This window comes from Paenibacillus sp. Root444D2 (assembly GCF_001426375.1).
In the GTDB taxonomy this organism is placed as follows: domain Bacteria; phylum Bacillota; class Bacilli; order Paenibacillales; family NBRC-103111; genus Paenibacillus_E.
On the sequence record NZ_LMEO01000005.1, the window covers coordinates 127,701 to 146,931 of the forward strand.

At 44.5% G+C, this 19,231-nt stretch carries 18 protein-coding genes and 1 pseudogene; 2 read left to right on the forward strand and 17 right to left on the reverse strand.

Annotation, left to right across the window (positions count from 1 at the left end; translation table 11 throughout):
- Positions 1 to 64 precede the first annotated feature (64 nt).
- The 4 genes and pseudogenes from metH to ASD40_RS04930 form a co-directional block, all read right to left on the reverse strand.
- On the reverse strand, positions 65 to 3,502 hold the full coding sequence (gene metH / locus ASD40_RS04915) for a methionine synthase (RefSeq protein ID WP_057302218.1): 3,438 nt from the start codon (positions 3,500 to 3,502) through the stop codon (positions 65 to 67).
- A gap of 104 nt (positions 3,503 to 3,606) precedes the next feature.
- Complete coding sequence (locus tag ASD40_RS04920; protein WP_057302219.1) at positions 3,607 to 4,551, reverse strand: spermidine synthase; 945 nt, start codon at positions 4,549 to 4,551, stop codon at positions 3,607 to 3,609.
- A 14-nt stretch (positions 4,552 to 4,565) separates the two neighbouring features.
- Positions 4,566 to 5,855, reverse strand: a complete 1,290-nt coding sequence (locus ASD40_RS04925) for an adenylosuccinate synthase (protein ID WP_057302220.1) — start codon at positions 5,853 to 5,855, stop codon at positions 4,566 to 4,568.
- Positions 5,834 to 6,775, reverse strand: a pseudogene (locus ASD40_RS04930) (methylenetetrahydrofolate reductase); the annotation flags it as partial. The pseudogene ASD40_RS04930 and the gene ASD40_RS04925, both read right to left, overlap by 22 nt.
- Positions 6,776 to 6,971: 196 nt before the next feature.
- Here ASD40_RS04930 and ASD40_RS04935 point away from each other — a divergent pair.
- Positions 6,972 to 7,925 (forward strand): carbohydrate kinase family protein, encoded by a 954-nt coding sequence (locus tag ASD40_RS04935; RefSeq protein ID WP_057302221.1) that lies wholly within the window; start codon positions 6,972 to 6,974, stop codon positions 7,923 to 7,925.
- Between the two features lie 52 nt (positions 7,926 to 7,977).
- Here ASD40_RS04935 and ASD40_RS04940 read toward each other — a convergent pair whose 3' ends face one another.
- The 12 genes from ASD40_RS04940 to ASD40_RS04980 form a co-directional block, all read right to left on the reverse strand.
- A complete protein-coding gene (locus tag ASD40_RS04940; RefSeq protein ID WP_057302222.1) occupies positions 7,978 to 8,931 on the reverse strand; it encodes a fused MFS/spermidine synthase in 954 nt (317 codons plus the stop codon).
- Positions 8,932 to 9,076: 145 nt separating this feature from the next.
- Positions 9,077 to 9,319, reverse strand: a complete 243-nt coding sequence (locus ASD40_RS39350) for a TMEM175 family protein (RefSeq protein ID WP_057302223.1) — start codon at positions 9,317 to 9,319, stop codon at positions 9,077 to 9,079.
- Entirely contained in the window at positions 9,316 to 9,615 is a 300-nt protein-coding gene (locus tag ASD40_RS04950; protein ID WP_057302224.1) for an antibiotic biosynthesis monooxygenase family protein, read from the reverse strand. The genes ASD40_RS39350 and ASD40_RS04950 overlap by 4 nt, the downstream gene beginning before the upstream one ends.
- 121 nt (positions 9,616 to 9,736) lie before the next feature.
- Complete coding sequence (locus tag ASD40_RS04955; RefSeq protein ID WP_327205273.1) at positions 9,737 to 10,057, reverse strand: winged helix-turn-helix transcriptional regulator; 321 nt, start codon at positions 10,055 to 10,057, stop codon at positions 9,737 to 9,739.
- A gap of 170 nt (positions 10,058 to 10,227) precedes the next feature.
- Positions 10,228 to 10,323 carry a YjcZ family sporulation protein gene (locus ASD40_RS37050; RefSeq protein WP_156389900.1) on the reverse strand — a complete coding sequence of 32 codons (96 nt, stop codon included), beginning with the start codon at positions 10,321 to 10,323 and terminating at the stop codon, positions 10,228 to 10,230.
- Positions 10,324 to 10,632: 309 nt separating this feature from the next.
- Positions 10,633 to 10,752 (reverse strand): YjcZ family sporulation protein, encoded by a 120-nt coding sequence (locus tag ASD40_RS37740; protein ID WP_082562066.1) that lies wholly within the window; start codon positions 10,750 to 10,752, stop codon positions 10,633 to 10,635.
- 195 nt (positions 10,753 to 10,947) lie between these two features.
- Positions 10,948 to 11,067, reverse strand: a complete 120-nt coding sequence (locus ASD40_RS36250; protein WP_082562067.1) for a YjcZ family sporulation protein — start codon at positions 11,065 to 11,067, stop codon at positions 10,948 to 10,950.
- Between the two features lie 102 nt (positions 11,068 to 11,169).
- The gene (locus tag ASD40_RS04960) at positions 11,170 to 11,976 is read right to left on the reverse strand and encodes a response regulator transcription factor (RefSeq protein ID WP_057302226.1); all 807 of its coding nucleotides are present in this window, start codon (positions 11,974 to 11,976) and stop codon (positions 11,170 to 11,172) included.
- Positions 11,977 to 11,993: 17 nt separating this feature from the next.
- Positions 11,994 to 13,829, reverse strand: a complete 1,836-nt coding sequence (locus ASD40_RS04965; protein WP_057302227.1) for a cache domain-containing sensor histidine kinase — start codon at positions 13,827 to 13,829, stop codon at positions 11,994 to 11,996.
- A 113-nt stretch (positions 13,830 to 13,942) separates the two neighbouring features.
- Entirely contained in the window at positions 13,943 to 15,577 is a 1,635-nt protein-coding gene (locus ASD40_RS04970) for an extracellular solute-binding protein (RefSeq protein WP_057302228.1), read from the reverse strand.
- A gap of 40 nt (positions 15,578 to 15,617) precedes the next feature.
- Entirely contained in the window at positions 15,618 to 16,493 is an 876-nt protein-coding gene (locus tag ASD40_RS04975; RefSeq protein ID WP_057302229.1) for a carbohydrate ABC transporter permease, read from the reverse strand.
- A gap of 17 nt (positions 16,494 to 16,510) precedes the next feature.
- A complete protein-coding gene (locus tag ASD40_RS04980) occupies positions 16,511 to 17,461 on the reverse strand; it encodes an ABC transporter permease (protein ID WP_057302230.1) in 951 nt (316 codons plus the stop codon).
- 167 nt (positions 17,462 to 17,628) lie between these two features.
- On the opposite strand from ASD40_RS04980, the gene ASD40_RS38450 reads away from it, so the two are divergent.
- On the forward strand, positions 17,629 to 18,030 hold the full coding sequence (locus ASD40_RS38450) for a WYL domain-containing protein (protein WP_082562069.1): 402 nt from the start codon (positions 17,629 to 17,631) through the stop codon (positions 18,028 to 18,030).
- 714 nt (positions 18,031 to 18,744) lie between these two features.
- On the opposite strand, the gene ASD40_RS04995 is transcribed toward ASD40_RS38450, so the two are convergent.
- Positions 18,745 to 19,164, reverse strand: coding sequence for a GTP pyrophosphokinase (locus ASD40_RS04995; protein ID WP_057302233.1), 420 nt, complete (start codon positions 19,162 to 19,164; stop codon positions 18,745 to 18,747).
- Positions 19,165 to 19,231: the final 67 nt, after the last annotated feature.

Genomic DNA, 19,231 nt, shown 5'->3' on the forward strand with positions numbered 1-19,231 from the left:
GAATATGTCACGTCGTCGAATACCATGTTGCCCACGTTCGTAATCGACTGCGGAAACGGGTTGGCTACACCTTCTCGACGTTAAAGTAACGTGCTTCGGGATGCGCAAAGACAATGGCCGATACCGCCGCCTCCGGCTCCATCATGAACGACTCCGTCAGTTCTACACCGATATCCTCCGGCTTCATCAGTATGAAGAGCGCCTCCTGATCCTCCAGATTCGGACAAGCAGGATAACCGAAGGAGAAACGCTGACCGATATATTTCGCTCCAAATCGCTCCTGCATCGTCATCTGAGGGTTATCAGCAATTCCCCACACATCACGCATGATATGATGAATTCGCTCTGCGAAGCCTTCGGCAACCTCAAGTGCAGTAGCCTGCAGCGCATGCGACTTGAGATAATCCCCTTTGTCGCGCCACGCCTTGGCAAGCTCATTGATCCCATGGCCAGTAGTGACGAGCAGGAAGCCCACATAGTCCATTAGGCCGCTTTCCACTGATTTCAAGTAATCAGCCAAGCAATAGTAAGGTTCCGTTTCCTGCCTTGGAAAGCTAAATGTGTGCAGTTCTTTACTTGGGTCCTCCGGATCATAGACAATGACATCGTTACCGTTAGATTGTGCAGGGAAAAAGCGATACATCCCATGAGCTTGAATAATCCCTTTTCTCTGAGCATCATTCAGAATAGAATCCACGGTTGCTTTCAGTTCTAAGGCTTTAGCATCTTTCTCTTCCAAGAGCCGCTCTACTTTGCCTTTCAAGCCTAGATGATGGCCAAGCAGCATCTGCATGTTCACATAAGGCATAATGTGGCCGATCGGATAATCACGCAAAATGTGCCGCATGACATCCGGTGGCACTTGAACCGGAATATCCTTCGAAATGGTAGATTCATGAACACGCGTCAACTTTGGCTCTTCCTTCCTGCCGGCTTCCATGACATACGATTCCTTGCTCTCTCTCAACTCTTGAATGAGCCGCTTCCGCTGCTCAGGATCGCTCAACCGGTTAGCAATGTCCAGACCGTCCATCGCATCCTTGGCATACAAGACTAACCCTTCATATTCCGGAGCAATGCGGGTCTTCGTGAATTTGCGGGTCAGCGCAGCGCCTCCTACCAGTAAAGGTACATCGATACTTGCGCCCCGCAAATCCTGTGCGGTAATGACCATTTGCTGCGCCGATTTCACGAGCAGTCCGGATAAGCCGATGGCATCGGGCTGTTCTCTGCGATAAGCTTCAATGATTTGCTCGGGAGGAACCTTAATCCCAAGGTTCACAATTTGGTATCCATTGTTGGAGAGAATGATCTCCACAAGATTTTTACCGATATCGTGAACGTCGCCTTTCACCGTGGCAAGAATAATTTTACCCTTAACTGCAGATTCATCCTTCTCCATGTAAGGTTCTAGATAGGATACGGACGCCTTCATGACTTCCGCACTCTGCAGAACTTCAGCGACAATGAGTTCATTGTTGTTAAACAAGCGCCCCACTTCCGCCATTCCTTTCATCAAAGGGCCGTTGATAACTTCAAGCGGAGCGTATACCTTCAGAGCCTCTTCCAGGTCGGGAAGGAGTCCTTCCTTCGTCCCTTCGATTATATAGGAGCCGAGGCGTTCTTCCAGTGAGAGATTCGATATTTTTTCTTTCTTCTCTACTTTTTTCACCCGAAAATGTGCGACAAACGCAGCTAACGTCTCATCGTTCGTATGATAGATTAGATTCTCAGCAAGTCGGCGCTCTTCCTCCGGAATCGAAGCATAACGCTCCAGTTTCTCGGTATTAACAATCGCGTAGTCGAGTCCAGCCTTGGTGCAATGGTACAAGTACACAGAGTTCAACACTTCCCTGCCTGTATCAGGAAGACCGAAGGAAATGTTGCTAAGACCAAGAATCGTTTTACAGGCTGGGTATTTAGCTTTAATCAGTTTAATTCCTTCGATCGTTTCAACAGCGGATCCGAGATACTGCGGATCACCAGAACCCACGGGGAACATATTCGGGTCAAAAATAATATCGCATGGTTTCAACCCATATTTATGTGTCAACAAGTCATAGGCACGCTCCGCGACCTCGATCTTTGCTTGTCTGGATATGGCTTGACCTCGTTCATCAATGAGGATCATGACGACGGTTGCCCCGTATTTATGAATTAAGGGCACGATAGCAGCGAACTTGGCTTCGCTATCCTCCAGATTAATCGAGTTGATGATCGCTTTTCCTTGCGAATATTTCAAACCAAGCTCAATGATGTGATCATAGGTGGAGTCGATCATAAGCGGTGCTTTTACTTTCTTTACCACTTCCTGTAAAAAATGCTCCATCGCATAAGCCTCATCGATATCTGTATCCTGCAAATTGATATCAATGACGTGCGCACCATTCTTTACTTGTGCCCTGGCGATTTCCGAGCCTTCCTCGAACTTTCCTTCTTTGATTAATCGTTTGAACTTTCGGGAACCGGAAATGTTCGTCCTCTCTCCGACCATGATCGGACGATTCTCTTCCTCGATATAAACAGTCTCGATCCCTGACACCGCAGCGGGATGAATGCCGTAATTCTGGCGCGGCGAGTATTGACTCAACGTATCCGCTAGGACGCGAATATGAGCAGGCGTCGTTCCGCAACAGCCTCCGGCAATGTTAAGCCAGCCCATTTCGGCGAAGCCGGCCATCTTCTTTGCCAGTGACTCTGGCGATTCATGGTAATGCCCGTTCTCATCGGGCAAGCCGGCATTCGGGTAGCAACTGATGGCCGAATCGGCGATTTGTGATAGCGTACGAATATGGTCACGCATAAATTCCGGACCGGTCGCACAGTTCAGACCAATGGAGATCGGTTTTAAATGCTCCAGCGAAATGTAGAACGATTCGATATTTTGACCTGCCAACGTGGTACCCATAGGTTCGATCGTTCCTGAGATCATTATAGGCAGCTGCGCACCGAGCTGTTCGCAGGCTCTACGTACGCCAATGCTGGCAGCTTTCACGTTGAGTGTATCCTGTGATGTCTCGATTAACAGCGCATCCACGCCGCACTCGATCAAAGCTGCCGCCTGATCATAATAGCTTTCTTCTAATTGTTGGAATGTCACTCCTCCTGTGACAGAGAGCGTCTTAGTCGTAGGCCCCATAGCCCCTGCCACGTAACGCGGCCAATCCGGTGTTGAATATTTCTCAGCAGCTTGAATAGCCAACTTCGCAGCTGCAACATTGATGGCACGCGATTGATCTTGCAAACCATATTCTGCTAGTACAACTGTTGTCGCACCGAAGGTGTTCGTTTCAATCATATCGGAACCAGCGGCCAAGTAGGCTTCATGAATGTCCAGTATAATATCCGGGCGCGTTAGGACGAGCATCTCATTACAGCCATCTAGTTCTTCCCCGCCAAAATCATCGGCAGTCAGATTCGCCTGCTGAATCATAGTCCCCATAGCGCCATCTAGGATCAAAATCTTCTTTTGCATTTGTTCTTGAATAGATGGTTTTTGCATCGTTAATCTTCCTTTCATCTCAGATAAAGAACATCCCCGCTTAATTTGCAAAAAATGATAGCAAATTACAGCAGGGACTTAATTTTCCGGGGATAGAACTGTTGTCAGTGTCGTTCATGGATGCTAGCCAGCACTCGGTTGCTATCTGTCTGGATTTTTCTCTTTCCCCACTTTCGTAAATACTTGCTAGGGATGTGGAACATACCCTTCAATCTTTTTGAGGTCAGGTAGCGGGTTGAGAGGGAAATCTTCAAGCCTGATATCGGTCTAGTTGCCGCTACGCAGAACCCCCAGTCCTCCCCATATCTCTTCATGACATCAAAATGATAAGGCAATACATAAAAACCGGCTGCTTTGAGCGTTGCCATTATACTCCAGACGAATTCTGGCATCTCTGACATCAAGGAGCACGCTATGGTAATGGCTCCCCCTGGTGCCAGGCGCTTTTTCAGGAGACTGTAAAACTCTTTGCTGTAGAGACGGCCGAGCGCAAGAGAATTATAGCTAGGTTCTGGAACGTCGATGATGATGACATCCCACTTCTTCTGGTTCTTCTCCACGAACGCCCTTCCGTCCTGAATGACGGTTCGCACTTTTGGATTTCGCAAAGACCCCTTATTAAACTTCACCAGCGGCTTCAAATTCTTGCCTAACTCCATCATGATGGAGTCAATATCAACGACGGTAATTGCCTTTACGTCTCGATAACGGAGTACTTCACGCGTTGTAATGCCTCCGCCTCCACCGATCATCAGAATGTTCTGCTTCTGCTTAGCGATGGCCATTGGTATATGAACCATCGATTCAGCCCACATATTGTCATCCTCTGTCGTGCCGAACATCACGTAGCCATCCCCATAGATCAGCACTTTGCCATTGGCTTGCTTGACCACTGCTATTCGTTGAAAGCGCGACTTCATTTTGCGCAAAACACGATACTTCCCGTCTGGCTCATCTTCCTCAGAGATATAATCCCGAAAGGACGCAACGCTTGCTTTTGACATATTGATTTTACGATTCGATATAATCTGCGCTTTTTTATAAATCACGATTATCCTCCCCTTTATGGTAGAAATACTTGGTTCATTACTATCGTTTGATCTCGGTCTGGTCCAACTGAAAAAATTGAAACTGGAATCCCCGATAACACACTGATTCTCTCTATGAAATGACGCGCATTGACAGGAAGATCTTCCATTGACTTGACGCCTGTAATGTCCTCTGACCAGCCGGGGAGCTCTTCATAGATCGGTTCGCACCCAGCTAAGATGTTAAGATTAGCCGGGAATGATTCCATGACATCGTCTATATACTGATATGCCGTACAAATTTTCAAACTAGTAATGCCAGTCAAAACATCGATCGAGTGAAGTGAAAGTCCTGTAATTCCACTCACACGGCGAGCATGGCGAACCACAACACTGTCAAACCATCCCACACGTCTTGGACGACCTGTGGTAGTACCATATTCATGACCAATCTCACGAATGTGGTCTCCAATTTCATTCCTTAATTCAGTCGGAAATGGACCGTCTCCTACTCTTGTCGTATAAGCCTTGGCTACTCCGATCACTTGCTGAATCTTAGTTGGTCCGACACCTGCGCCAATACAGACCCCTCCTGCGATCGGATTGGAAGAGGTCACGAATGGATAGGTTCCATGATCGATGTCTAACATGACTCCCTGGGCACCTTCAAACAAAACTCTTTTTCCAGCGTCTATCGCATCGTTTAGCAGAACTGACGTATCGGTCACATAGGGACGGAGGATTTCTGCTATTGCCAAATATTCATCTAAAAGATCCTCTATAGCAAAACCTTCTGCCACGTAGACTTTGTCAAGCAACCGATTTTTTTCCTTCACATTACGCCTCAACTTACGTTCAAATTCCCCTGGATCCAGTAGATCCGCTATTCGAATACCCACACGAGCAAATTTATCCGTATACGCAGGTCCAATTCCTCTGCGCGTTGTACCAATTTTATTCAGACCTTTCGCATCTTCTTCTACAGAATCCAACTTAAGATGATACGGTAAAATGACATGTGCCCGATTGCTGATCCGTAAGTTATCCGTGCTCACCTTGTGACTTTGAAGATACTCAATCTCCTGAACAAGCGCCCTTGGATCAATGACCACTCCGTTTCCAATCACACAAATTTTATCCTTATAAAAAATTCCGGAAGGAATCAAATGCAGTTTATATTTATTTCCCGCAAACACGATGGTATGACCGGCATTATTGCCGCCTTGATAGCGAGCGACAACACTCGCTTTTCCCGCTAAATAATCGGTTATTTTCCCTTTTCCTTCATCCCCCCACTGCGCTCCTACAACAACGACGGTTGACATCCAGCAATCCCCCCATCTTGGTTCTTACTCTTCACATACCTCGTCAATTCCGCCGTCATTTCATACCGCATAAACGGAGTAATCAAATAAATACCTTTAAAATAACGAGAAACAGTATCCACGAGTTCCATTGCAATTTCCATTCCTTGTTTTCTTGCATCTTCACCTTGGTAGCGAGCCATCTTCGCAAGTACGTCATCTGAAAGTCGTATGCCCGGGACATGATGATGGAGAAATTCAGCATTCCGATAGCTGGTTAAAGGCATGATCCCAATGAAGATAGGAATAGATAGCTGCGCAGTAACTCGTGCGACCTGTTCGATTTGTTGATGACAGAAAAGAGGCTGACTCATGGCAAAATCCGCACCTGCTGCAATCTTTTTCTCCAATCTCTCAACTGCTTTGTCTAAATGCCGTGTATTGGGATTGAAGGCTGTCCCAACGGTAAATCCCGCACGTGCTTTAAGGGGACGACCCGAGAATGAAATCCCCTCGTTTAGCTTTTTAATCAGGCGTATCATTTCAATTGAAGTTGTATCGTATACGGAGGTGGCTTCCGGAAGATCACCATAGCGCGGAGGGTCACCCGTTACCGTTAACACATGGTCAATGCCCAAAGCGTAGAGTCCCATCATATGAGACTGTTGAGCAATCAAATTCCTGTCCCGGCAAGTCACGTGGAGGAGAGTGCGAATTCCAACCTGTTCTTTCACGAGTGTCCCCATCGCCACATTGCTGATACGAGTCATCGCGAGCGAGTTATCTGCCATAGTTACCGCGTCTGCTCCTGCCTCTTTTAACGCTATGGCCCCCTCTAAAAAAGGAGAGTAATCCAGATCTCTTGGGGGATCTAATTCCACAATAATGGTCGTTTGTTCTTTAACCATCTCCGGTAAAGTCCTTTGCTTAGGAGGATCTGAACCTGTCTTCATTCTCTCACCCCTTTTCTATTAAAAGTTACTATATTCTATGTAATAGAAACCAAATGGTATGGATGAGTAGCTATTATCATGCCTAAATATATAACTGTTGGTAGAATGCACATTACGCATTTAGAAGATTGCGAATATACATATAGTAGTAACACACACCATAATGGTATAAGGGGTTGAAAATATGAATCTGCCTCCTTCTGTTCTAGTAATTGGAACGATTTTCATAGACTGCAAAGGATTTGCCTGGAAAAACTATCATTCATTTACTAGAAATCTGGGTAACATTCAGTTTGTACACGGCGGTGTAGGAAGAAATGTAGCTGAAAATCTAGCAAATCTCGATGTAGCGACATATTTTGCTTCCTCCATTGATGCCACTGCCATTGGGAAAGAAGTCGTAGAGAGACTTCACAAGTCAAACGTCAATACCGATGGTCTTTTCGAGTCAAAACAACTGGGAATGGGCATGTGGCTGGCGATCTTGGACGAAAAAGGCGATCTAGCCGGTTCCATCTCTCAAATGCCGGATCTTACTCTCCTACAAGAATTGATTTCAAACAAAGGGAAAGAAATGATTAGGCAATCCACGCACGTTGCGCTTGAATTGGATCTTAATTTCCAAATTGCTCATAGCGTCATCCAGCTAGCTGCAGAAGAAAAGAAACCGATCTACGGCGTTCCCGGCAACTTAGACGTGATTTTAAATCATAGAGAGCTATTAGATCATTTAGATTGTTTTATATGCAACAATTTTGAAGCAGATCTATTTTTCGAGCTGAATTTTACGAATTTAACTACCGCTCAAAAACTAGAGTCTCTTATTCAATTTGTTGATCGGACAGGAATGGGCTCTATGATCGTTACTTTAGGAGAAAAAGGGGCTGTCTATTATAATCCTCAAACCAAAGAAGTTGGGTACCAACCTGTCTTTCCCGTCAAACTTGTTGATTCAAGCGGAGCTGGAGATGCTTTTTTTTCAGGTACAGTCATGGGATTGGTAAGGGGGCTTTCTTTAAAAGAAGCAGTGATTTGTGGAACAAAGGTGGCAGGATGGACCATTGAATCTACTGAAAACACATGCCTGGATCTACCCAATAAAATAAAAAATGATGAGTTCTTTATAAAATTGAAGTAAGAATGAGCACCGGTTGAAAAGAAAAAAGAGGGCTATCCGATAGCCCTCTTTCTTAGCCCATTACAGCGTTACGTTGATCAGAATGGTAATATTTGAATAACCTCAAATTTTTCAAGCTATTTTGTAAGGCATATTTTTTTTCTTCAAGAACTTCTTTTGGCAATTTGAACAACGTTGAAAGGTTTTTGGGGAGTGTTTGGTTAGGGACCGATACTTTTTTTCTGCCTGGTATAAAATTTTTAAACGAAGCAATTTGGAAGCCCCAGTCTCCAAAAGAAGGGACATAAACATAGTAGCTTTTCGTATTCAATCCTACACTTTTCAATGTATGATGAATGCTCCAATATACACGTGGCATATCTTCTGTCGAATTGGACTGGATGACGATCATACCGCCAGGAGCAAGCGATTTTACTATGCGTTGGAAAAATTCTTTTGTGTACAGCTTACTAATTACTTTGTCTGATGGATCGGGAAAATCGACGATAATCACATTATAGGTCTTTGAAGTAGGGAAAAATAATCTTGCATCCTTTTGATGAACCTTCACGCGTTTATTAAATAATGAACGATGATTTAAAGTAGATAGGGGCTTACTTTTTGCTAGTTTGATTATTTTGGGATCCAGCTCAACCAGATCAACCTTTTTTACATCCTTATACTTAAGAACTTCTCGTACTGCGAATCCATCACCTCCACCTAATATTAATACATGACGTCGACTGGGGGACATCGTCATTGCCGGATGAACAAGTGCTTCGTGATAAAAGCGTTCATCCAGTGAACTGAATTGCAATTGCTTATCCAAATACATCCGTACATCTTTCGCTTCTACTAGGACAATATTTTGAAACCGACTTTTACCTTTAAATATGATTTTAGGTTTCCTTTGCAATAAATGCCTTAGTGTTGGTATATCCCATATATCACCCCGAGTTTGAATTGAGTTAGGTTTTTTTCTTATCGGTTTTTTGGCCTTACCTTGAGTCATTGTCTTATTTTGCAATTATTTCACCTCTTATTTAATTACAGTTTCGCAATAACTTCTCCTACAAATTAAAATCATGATATGCCATGGTTTTTGAGAAAGTGTGGGCTTCTCTGGGTGACAGTATGAATCTGCGTATCCTTATCTCAAAAACAAAAAAAGGTCAATCTGCATGAGCAAACTGACCTTTTTTTATGCAACTATGGCTCATCGTTAGTTTAGAGGCATTATCCATTTTTATGATAATATAACTGAGAACGACCGGAAGATTATGAATAAAATCCTTAACGAGCCCCCAATTTCCTTCGGCTGATTCGATCTTGGGGACTTTAAATTCAAGAATTAAAATGGTCATCACGATTGCTATGACGCCATCACTAAGAGCCTCAAGCCTGGTCTTGGTCATCGGGAGTTAGCAATAACGCTATAATGCTTCATCTCTAAGATTGCATTGAAAAAGGGTTTAACCAATGAAAAGAAATGTTGAAAATCTGAGCTCGTCCGAAATCCTTGCATATGTCCCTCCATCGAGTCCCATTCGATTCTGACAATGAAATGATTAGCTTCTTCAATGCCCTTAATGACCTCATATGACAAACAATGCGTAGAGCGGTCTAAATACGTTCCAGCCTCTGTATATGCCGTTATGAATTGCTTAGCTGATTCTGGCGCTATGTCATACCGAATGATTTCCACTACCATGTGATATCCCGCCTTCATAATTTTTTTTATAGATGTAATCCATATCCAGAATTATACAGGGTGGAACCTCAGCAAACAATACGGCACATTTTTGTTCGTAGAACGTTGCCATGGTTACGTGCTATTCGCCTGACGTCCCCAAAGCACTCACTTGCAGGTCGAATTCGCGCATACGTTGTTTGCCCCATTCGCACATAAGCTCAAGAATCGGCTCAACACTCTTGCCATACTCGGTGAGGGAATATTCAACTCTTTTAATCCGCTCGTCAAATACAATCCTCTGGACCAAGCCATCCTCCTCCAGTTCCTTCAATTGAAGGGTCAGTATTCGCTGAGTGATATTCGGCATCCGCTGATGAAGCTGGTTGTAGCGTAAAGTCTGCTTGGATACATACCGCAGGATGACCGTCTTCCACTTCCCACCCAGAAAATCTAATGTCACTTCTACTGGCAGCCATATATTTTAGTCATGGTAAATACAACTCCTCTTCAATTCTTTGTGACATAAATTTACCTTATTTTAACATATAAGAACAACTAGAAAAACGGCCCTTATTCGCTATTTTGCGATAGGACCGTTTTTGTATTCTTGCTATTTTTTGAGTTGTTGGATTAAATTGCAAAAGTTGCTAGGATGATTACCAAAAGAATAAAAAGAACTAAGATAAATGCTACGTTTTGGCCATAACCATAACCTACTCCACTCATTTTTATTCTCTCCCCTCTGGTGATTTTTCACTACGTTATAAATATACGCTCAGTACATATAGCTTGATTGGACGTATGCCATGGGGAGGCAAACGCGGAGGAAAAGCTCAGACGCATCGGGATAACTTATGCAGAAATTTGAGAATCAAATTGCATCCATACCATCATGGGACCCACCACCCTATGCATCATCACATGAACCACCATGGATATCACGATGGGATTCATCATGGGTATATGCAAGGATACTATCATGCACGCGCGATAGGGCCGTTTGTCTTGATTATCATTGTGCTGGATTTAGGAATCTTAAATTACAAAAGCTGATGTGATGATAACCAAAAGAATAAAAAGAACCAAAATAAATGCTACGTTGCGACCCATCCCGTAACCGTCACCACAACCTACACCATAACCTACTGCTCCCATGTTTACTCATTCCCTTCAGTGATTTTTCACTTACAGTATAAATATATGTTCGGTACAGAGTGCTTGCTTGGACGTATGATATTGGGAGGTAACCGCGGAGGAAAAAGCCGAAATAAAAAAACGGCCCGTGGTCGCATCTATTTCGCGATAGGGCCGTTTTTGTTATTCTCGATTTTTTTGTTGGATGAAGGAAATTTAAATTACAAAAGCTGATGTGATGATAACTAAAAGAATAAAAAGAACTAAAATAAATGCTACGTTACGGCCCATCCCATAACCGTCACCACAACCTGCACCATAACCTACTGCTCCCATGTTTACTCATTCCCTTCAGTTGTTTTTCACTACAGTATAAATATATGTTCGGTACAGAGTGCTTGATTGGACATTTGCCATTGTTAGGCAAACACTGATACCCTATAAGAACTTGTTGCGATACTCGGACGGCGTCATACCATACTGCTTCTTAAAGCTCTCCCGGAAATGATCCTGGTCTGTATATCCAATCCAGTCACAAACCTCATAGATTTTAATGGCGGGATCCTTCAGCAGTCGCGCTGCTTCCTCCATTCGAAGGCGAATGATCGCATAATTGATCGTCATACCAGTTACTTCTTTAAACAGCAGATTCAAATATTTATCACTTAATCCAACTGAAGCGGATACAACGGATAGCGCCAATTCCTTGCGCGTGTATTCTGCTTTCAAGTACTGGATCGCTTGCTCGACCAGCTTCTTCTTTTTTAAACTTCCGGACCATTCCCCAAGCGGCAGAGTTTCCAACAAATTCGGAAGTTTGTCCTTGGCGGCTTGTTGTGTGAGAGCCAAGGCCTGACGCTCTCCTCGTTCTTTGCGCAGCACCTCAACCCCGTGCGCAAGAACTCTTTCAATCTCGCCCGGGTCGATCGGCTTCTGAACATAGTCGAGCACCTGCAGTTTAATGGCTTGCCGGGCGTGCTCAAACTCATTGAGTCCGGATAAAATAATGCAGCGGATATCCGGATTGCGAGCTTTTACAGCCTCAATCAACTCCAAGCCATTCATCTTAGGCATCCCAATATCGGTCAAGAGAAGATCTGGTTCCTCGCGGTCCAGCCAGGCCAGAACCTCCTCACCATTTTCAACGGCGCCCAACAATTCAATATCTAAAGCTTGCCAGTTAATGGCGTGAACCAACGTTTCACGAACGATCTTCACATCTTCTGCAATCAGCAGTTTGAACATTCAGACCCTTCCTTTCTTCATACTGGCTGCTCCGGATGGTAGGGCAGAACAACTTCAACGCATGTTCCCTCTTTTACCCCTATATATCGTAAACCATAAGCTTCACCAACATGCAGTTGGATTCTCCGGTGTACATTCATAGTACCGTAACCGGTTCCTATGCCGCTATTTTTAATACCGACATCACGCACAGGCTGTTGAGAAAGCATTTGGTTCATTTTATTTGCATCGCAACCTCGTCCATTGTCTTCGACACGCATCACAAGCTCCTCCCTTTCCAATCGTGCTGAAACAGTGATTCGGCAACCGGAATGACGATCGGCAAACCCATGAATGATGGCATTTTCAGCTAGAGGCTGTAAAATTAAATGCACGATGTTTGCAGACAACAACTCATCAGGTACTTGTATATCGACGTTCAGATCATCCATCATCATCTTTTGAATGTGGAGATAAGCTTCAACCTGCTTGACCTCACTTTCTAAGGAAATCCAGATTTGACCTCGATTCAGGCCGTAACGAAATACGTTGGCGAGTGAACGAACGACCCGACTCGTTTCCTGATCTCCCGCCATAATAGCCCGACAGTTAATTAAATCCAAGGTGTTATATAAGAAATGAGGGTTGATCTGGGCATGCAGCAGCTCCAGTTGTAGCTGGCGGCGTTCAATCTCTTCGGTAAAGGATTTCTCGATCAAACTATGCAGGGTGACGAGCATGGCAGCGAACTTTTGGTTCAGCTCATCCACCTCATAGATACCTGTGTTTTGATAAGGAAGCGGCATTTTAAATTCCACAACTTCCGGACGCTGGATAGCGTTAACAAGTCTGGTAATGGGAACAGTGACCCGCACAACGATTCTTCTAAGCCAGAAGCCCGCAACCAGCAAAGCAGCCAATGTTATAGCAGCACCTAGGGCGGATATCGCGAAGGTGTATTGGCTGAAATGGCTCTCTGGAACCACCGATAACAACTTCCAGCCATTCTTCAGCGTTTCGAACATAACCCTGTGGCTTTCTCCGTCTATTCTTGTTATGATCGACCCCTTAGCTCCGGTCAATGTGCTTACATAGGGAAACTTTCCTGCGTTTTCGAGAAAATCATAGCGCTCGCTGTAGATGACTTGATTCGTTTCATCCAGCAGCAGATGGTAGCCCTTCTCCAAATGAGCATTGTCGAACATGCTCTTGATGTTCCTGGTATCCGCACCGACGATAACCGTACCGAGGCTGCGGCCGTCTTTGAGACTCGTCTTTTTCCTCGCGGAATAGATCATAGCGGCATTCATCAGATCCCTCTTCTGGCCCCACCATACGTTCTGACGTTCCCCGCTGCTCAGTCGGTGAAACCATTCCTGATCCTGCAAATCTTCATTCTTGAAGATTCCTGTTATCGGATAGAAATCATCTGGCGCCATGGCATAGAGGCCGCTCCCCGGTTCCAATGCAAGAGAAACCACGTAGGATTGCTGCGCCATATCAGGAGACCCAAAGTCATTCAAGAGGGACAATAACGACAGATTCTGCAGGTTAGTCTCCAGCGTGTAATAATTATCGGCCGCCTCGAAAGTTTCCTGATATGTGGCCTCGAGCAGATTCTCTATCGATTGATTACTTAAAATAAAAGCGGCTACATTATTCATTGTATCGAACTGGTATTCGATATTCCTATACACGAATTTCATCGACTGTTCCGCCATCTTGAGGGAATGGTCGTTCTGAACTCGGATGAGAATGTAACTAGCCGCCGTTGCAAATAAAGCGATGAAGGTGACAATCAGCACAAAGATCGGAAGACCGAGCCTTGACAGTAATCCTGATTTGCCTTTCCGTTTTTGTATCTGAATTGCCATAATCCCCATCCTTTTCAATGATGCTATGGCTAAAGCCCCGTCAACCGATGTTTATCGGCCGAGGGGCTTCCCATTCATATCTAAAGCTTCTTCAAGAAGGACATGCTTTCCTTCTACTTGCCTGACTTTTTCTTCAAGGATTCTTCGAGCTCAGTTAATATTTTTGTCCCTCCCTGTGATTTCCATTTTTCTGCAAATTCGTCAAACTTCTTGATGTCTGCGCCCATAATGATTTGCGTAAAGACAGAATCGCGCAAGGTATTCAGCTCCACCAGCTTAGCTAGTTTGGTTGGTGAATCCAGATAGTTGGAAGCGTCGGTAATTTGGTACTTATTATGAATTGCGACATCCAGCGCCTGTGACTGGCGGAGTGGAAGCGACTCTAGGTAACGTGGCCAGCCTTTCAGTCCGGGAGCAAACAGATAGCTTTGAATACCACGGAAGTTCCCGTTCTTATCCTGCTGTGTCTTGGGATCAATTAGATCAGTAACGACCCTCATCTTGCCATTATCGATTTGATAGTCTTCCCCTTCAATGCCCCACACGGTAAGCATCTGATTCTCAAGTGATAACGAGTTCTCGATCATAGCCAATACTTTCTTAGGATCTTTCGTTTTGGCGCTGATCGCGTGCATTTGGCCGAATGGAGCACCTGCAGGGGCTACAGCTTTGCCATCCGTACCAACAAGCGAGTCGGTCAAAGTCAAATATTTGTACGGTTGAAAGGACTGATCGGCGAGCTTTCCATCTGCTGTGAGTTTACCACTTTTCTTTAACTCGTTTGTTTCAACTTGGGTATCGTAATCGTTCGGCGTGGACCACCAGCCCATCCAAGAGAACAGCTTGCCGCTATACAGCTTCGCCCTCAGCTGCTCTTCCTTAATCGTCGCGAATTCTTTGTCGATAAGTCCTTCTGCATACATTTTTTGCAGATACTGCAGGGCTTCTCTCATCTTGGGATCAATGTCGTAATTGCTGAATTTGCCATCCTTCTCGGTAAAAAAGCCAGGTGTCACACCAAACGCGCCGAAAATATGGTCAAAAGAATTATTCGCGTATTTCTGCTGACCGATTTGTGCCGTATAGCCTCCGAGCGGAATCACATCAGGTTTCTCTGCCTTACTTTTTTTCAACAAATTGTAGTATTCATCAAGAGTTTTCGGAACCATAGCCCCCATGCCCTCCACAAAATCCTTTCGCAGCACAAGATTCCAGCGGTATCCTGAGCCCGGTCCGCCTTGATATGGAATACCGTAAATCTTACCGTTTACTTTCGCCTGTTCAAAAACTTCCTTCGGCACTTCCTTGAGAATATTCGGCGTATCCTTCTCATTGATCAGGGCCGTAAGATCAGCGAAAGCGCCCTGCTGCGCATATTTTTGGAAATCATCGGCGAAATCAATTCGAACAACATCAGGAATATCACCGCTCGACATCTTCAGATTTAACTTCGTTTTGTACTGCTGAAGGTCAACCATTTCGGGAATAATCTTGATATTCAGCTTTTTCTCTACAGCTTGTTTGATTACATCTTTCGATGGATCGTAAGGCTTGGATATGTCCTGGGCTTTTAACCATTTCAGTTCGTAGGGCTCCTCCGTTTTCGGCGATGCCGATACCGCACTTCCTGAAGGCGAAGAAGAAACTGCAGGTAAGTCGCTGGATTTGCTGCACCCCACAACCGTTACGGTTCCGACTAAAATGGCGGCAAGCATACCGTTCGACCAAACTTTCACTTGATTTGACATGTAAAATAGACCTCCTTGATTTCTCTTTGATATGTTCACTTTAACCTTTCACCGAGCCAATCAACATGCCTTGCTCAAAATGCTTTTGAATGAAAGGGTAAATAATGAGCATCGGCAGGGCGACAATGATAATAGCAGCCATTTGAATGCCTATCGTAGGCGGAGGCGTTGAGCCAGCCGCTTCAAGCAGCTCCGGCGGGAGGCTGGAACTTGCAATAATCGTGCGGAGTACGAGCTGTACAGGCGCTTTGTGCCAATCCGTCACATAGAGCATAGCATTAAAGAAATCGTTCCAGTAGACGACTAGATAAAGGAGTCCAATCGTCGCTATGACCGGTTTGGATAAGGGCAGAACGATCTGCCACAGGATTCTGAACTCGGATGCCCCATCAATTGAAGCAGATTCCCGCAAGCTATCGGGGATGCCTTCAAAAAACGATTTCATAATGATCATGTTAAAAGCACTGAAGGCCATAACCACAATCAACACATAACTTGTATCTAGTAATCCCAACTGTTTAATGGTGATATAAGTAGGAATCATTCCGCCCTTGAATAGCATGGTGAAAACAAAGAAGAGCATGATCATTCGCCGACCGGGCAGCTGTTTCTCCGCGAGCGAGTAAGACGCCGTTATCGTAAGGAACAGCGCAAGCAAGACGCCGGCCGCTGTATTGCGAATCGTATTGCCGTACGCAGAGTATATAAGCGAGCCTTCCTGCAGCAAGTACTTGTAATATTCCAAACTGAAGGAAGTCGGAAACAGAATCAATCCATTTTTTTCACTGAAAATATGGTACGGCGTAACGGATACGGAAATAACATACCAGAATGGGATGACAATGAGAATCGTCAATGTGGTTAGAATGATATAGTTGGTGGAGACAAAGGCCTTCTCGCCTTTTGTAAGCTTCATCGGTTCTCTTTCCTTTCTCAGAAAATGCCGGAATCATTGATTCGTTTAGCGAACTGATTGGCAACCAGCAAAATCACAAGTCCAATTGTGCCCTTGATGACGTCAGCCGCAGCGGCAAGACTGAGACTGAACTGCTCGATGCCTACACGGTAAATGTACGTATCCAGAATATCCCCAACCTCAAAGACCATCGGATTGTACAAGTTAATCACCTGATCCAACCCAGCGCTCATGATATATCCGACCCTCAGGATGAAGATGACGATGATAGTTCCCATAATTCCCGGCACAGTAATGTGAATAATCCGCCCAAAGCGTGATGCCCCATCCATAATAGCCGCTTCGTACATTTCCGGATTAAGCCCAGCGATGGCTGCAATATAGATGATAGCTGCCCAGCCCATCTCTTTCATGGCATCCGTGACGACAAGGATCGTTCGGAAATATGCCGGTTCGACGAGCAGATAAGCAGGATCGCCACCGAAGAATTCGATGATTTTATTAATGACTCCAGTTTCCGGTGAAAGGAGCAGCGTTATGATCCCTCCATAGACGACCCAAGACACGAATCTTGGCAGGTAGACGGCCGTTTGAAGCGACTTTTTGAACCATGCAACTCTAACTTCATTCAATGCAAGCGCTAACAGGATCGGGCAAAGGAACCCGCTAATCATTTTGTATAAGCTGATAAGCAGTGTATTCTTGAAGGCATGGAGGAACAATTCTGATTCAAATAACATTCGGAAATATTTGAATCCGACCCACTCACTGCCGGAGAATCCCTGAATAGCGTTATAATCCATAAACGCAATGCTGATGCCATATAGCGGGAGATAGTCAAAAATGAGAACCCATGCGGTAGCGGGCAGCAGTAGAACATATAACAGCCTATATTTCCATAACCTCCTTATATGCTTCAGCAGTGGCTTTTCTTTTGTTTCGGTGATCTTGGCGGTCACCATCCCCATCTCTTTATCCTCCTATCTTACTTCTTGCCGCACTCGACTAAGAAAGTGCTTACATATTTAGCTTAGCGGAAATCGCTGGAGACGAAAACCCGAGTGAAGGACAATAATACAGGGGAAAAGTCTTTTCTGTCGAAAAAAAAGCATATCTCTGCCTATGCGGCAAAAATATGCTTCAGAAGCTTCCTCTATGGCAGCATTTAGCTCCTCATCGGGATCAGCAATCACCGAGCCCCTGCGCTAAGTGCCTTCGCACCTTGTTGCAGGCCATAATGATCCGAAGTGTAGTGACCATCGAGTATGATACGGGCAAGGGATCCGAGAGAAGATACATTCAGCCGATCGGTCTTTATGCCAGTCAAGGCTACTGGTATTGTCCGGCTTACTGCTTTGAGCGCAGAGGATATCGCCTCTTCCGTGCGGATCGAGTACGCTCCGCCAGCTTGAACGATTTGCTTACCTGCTTAGATGAGGTCGACAAGAAATCCATCTTCGATTGGAATGTCCACGAGCGGAATGCGTCGGAGGAACAGGAACTGATCGTCACCATGGAAGTGGTGCGATCCGTATGATGATCCCCGTAAACAATGTGTCGTTTTATTCGGAGATGATTTGGGGAGTTGGAGAAGCATCAGAATTATCGAACCGCCAGAGGCAATAGCTTATATAGAACAAAAATTGGAGATGATGAGGCAGCAGTACGGGAGTGCGAGCTATTCAATGCAAAAAGCTCCAGATGATAGTTTTAATCACAAGGATTCCAATGGGTCTTCGGTTTAAGCATGCTCACAGTGCTTACTGGCTTTAGACGGCTAACCAGGCCAGAGCAAGGGAACAGATTTCAGAATTTCAAGCTCTTTTTTTGTATCGGGATGCAGCACTATCTTATCAGAAAGGTTCAAAGTGGATTCTTTTACCTTCCTTCCCCATTTCCTTGAAAAGGAACGCCAAAACGGCAACCGATCAGTTAGTTCGGCAGCCGTTTCCTGGTATTTATTAAGCTTTTGTTCCCGTTAATTTCATTCAGTTATTGTCTTTAAATCACTTACTTTTAATAGTGCTTCTCTATTCGTATCATGATATACAACCCTAACGTCTAGTTCATACTCATTGCTCAATTCGAAAGAAAGGATGGTGCATTTCCTACCACGATTCTTCGTCTTTCTTGGATTATCTGGAGCAAAAACATAGGAGCCTCCAATAGTAAGATTAACTGTATCACTCATTACATCTGCAATCCTCTCATGCTGTATTTACGTTATTACGAATTTAGTACATAGAGTGTCTTAGAATTTCAGTTCTGCAATTGCCTTCTTGTACTTATCATTCCTTGCATAGTCTTTATCTGTTGGGTTAGGAATTCGACCAATATCACTGTTATCTTCTAGATCCAGAAGCTTCACTTTCGTCGCAAGTGGGTTTAGCTTGATCCTTTTGATAAAGTCTTCGTATGATTCATCTGCTCTTTTTGTAAGGCAATCTAGAGCTTCTATAATTTCTATGCTAAAACCTGCATTTTTTAAATCAAATAGCGTAGTATCTGAATCTTCTACAACATCATGTAAAATGGCTACAATTGCTTCTTCTTCGCTGCTGGCTTTAGTTGCTAATCTTGCAGGATGTAAAATGTATGGATTTCCACCTTTATCTGTTTGACCATCGTGAGCTTTCGCGGCTATTAGTATTGCTTTAGTTAAAGTACTCATTTTTCACAACTCCTCATTTGCCAAAAATAATAGCTGAAATCAATTTATCGCAACCTTCCTAGTAAAG

What these genes read in the sequence shown, in the direction of transcription:
- ASD40_RS04965 (WP_057302227.1), bottom strand. Translation starts at nt 13,829, where the DNA reads ATGGCAATTCAGATACAAAAACGGAAAGGCAAATCAGGATTACTGTCA.
- ASD40_RS04950 (WP_057302224.1), bottom strand. Translation starts at nt 9,615, where the DNA reads ATGGTAGTGGAAATCATTCGGTATGACATAGCGCCAGAATCAGCTAAG.
- ASD40_RS04970 (WP_057302228.1), bottom strand. Translation starts at nt 15,577, where the DNA reads ATGTCAAATCAAGTGAAAGTTTGGTCGAACGGTATGCTTGCCGCCATT.
- ASD40_RS36250 (WP_082562067.1), bottom strand. Translation starts at nt 11,067, where the DNA reads ATGGGAGCAGTAGGTTATGGTGCAGGTTGTGGTGACGGTTATGGGATG.
- ASD40_RS37050 (WP_156389900.1), bottom strand. Translation starts at nt 10,323, where the DNA reads ATGAGTGGAGTAGGTTATGGTTATGGCCAAAACGTAGCATTTATCTTA.
- ASD40_RS37740 (WP_082562066.1), bottom strand. Translation starts at nt 10,752, where the DNA reads ATGGGAGCAGTAGGTTATGGTGTAGGTTGTGGTGACGGTTACGGGATG.
- ASD40_RS04975 (WP_057302229.1), bottom strand. Translation starts at nt 16,493, where the DNA reads ATGAAGCTTACAAAAGGCGAGAAGGCCTTTGTCTCCACCAACTATATC.
- ASD40_RS04995 (WP_057302233.1), bottom strand. Translation starts at nt 19,164, where the DNA reads ATGAGTACTTTAACTAAAGCAATACTAATAGCCGCGAAAGCTCACGAT.
- ASD40_RS04980 (WP_057302230.1), bottom strand. Translation starts at nt 17,461, where the DNA reads ATGGGGATGGTGACCGCCAAGATCACCGAAACAAAAGAAAAGCCACTG.
- ASD40_RS04935 (WP_057302221.1), top strand. Translation starts at nt 6,972, where the DNA reads ATGAATCTGCCTCCTTCTGTTCTAGTAATTGGAACGATTTTCATAGAC.
- ASD40_RS04925 (WP_057302220.1), bottom strand. Translation starts at nt 5,855, where the DNA reads ATGTCAACCGTCGTTGTTGTAGGAGCGCAGTGGGGGGATGAAGGAAAA.
- ASD40_RS04960 (WP_057302226.1), bottom strand. Translation starts at nt 11,976, where the DNA reads ATGTTCAAACTGCTGATTGCAGAAGATGTGAAGATCGTTCGTGAAACG.
- ASD40_RS38450 (WP_082562069.1), top strand. Translation starts at nt 17,629, where the DNA reads ATGCTTCAGAAGCTTCCTCTATGGCAGCATTTAGCTCCTCATCGGGAT.
- ASD40_RS39350 (WP_057302223.1), bottom strand. Translation starts at nt 9,319, where the DNA reads ATGACCAAGACCAGGCTTGAGGCTCTTAGTGATGGCGTCATAGCAATC.
- metH (WP_057302218.1), bottom strand. Translation starts at nt 3,502, where the DNA reads ATGCAAAAACCATCTATTCAAGAACAAATGCAAAAGAAGATTTTGATC.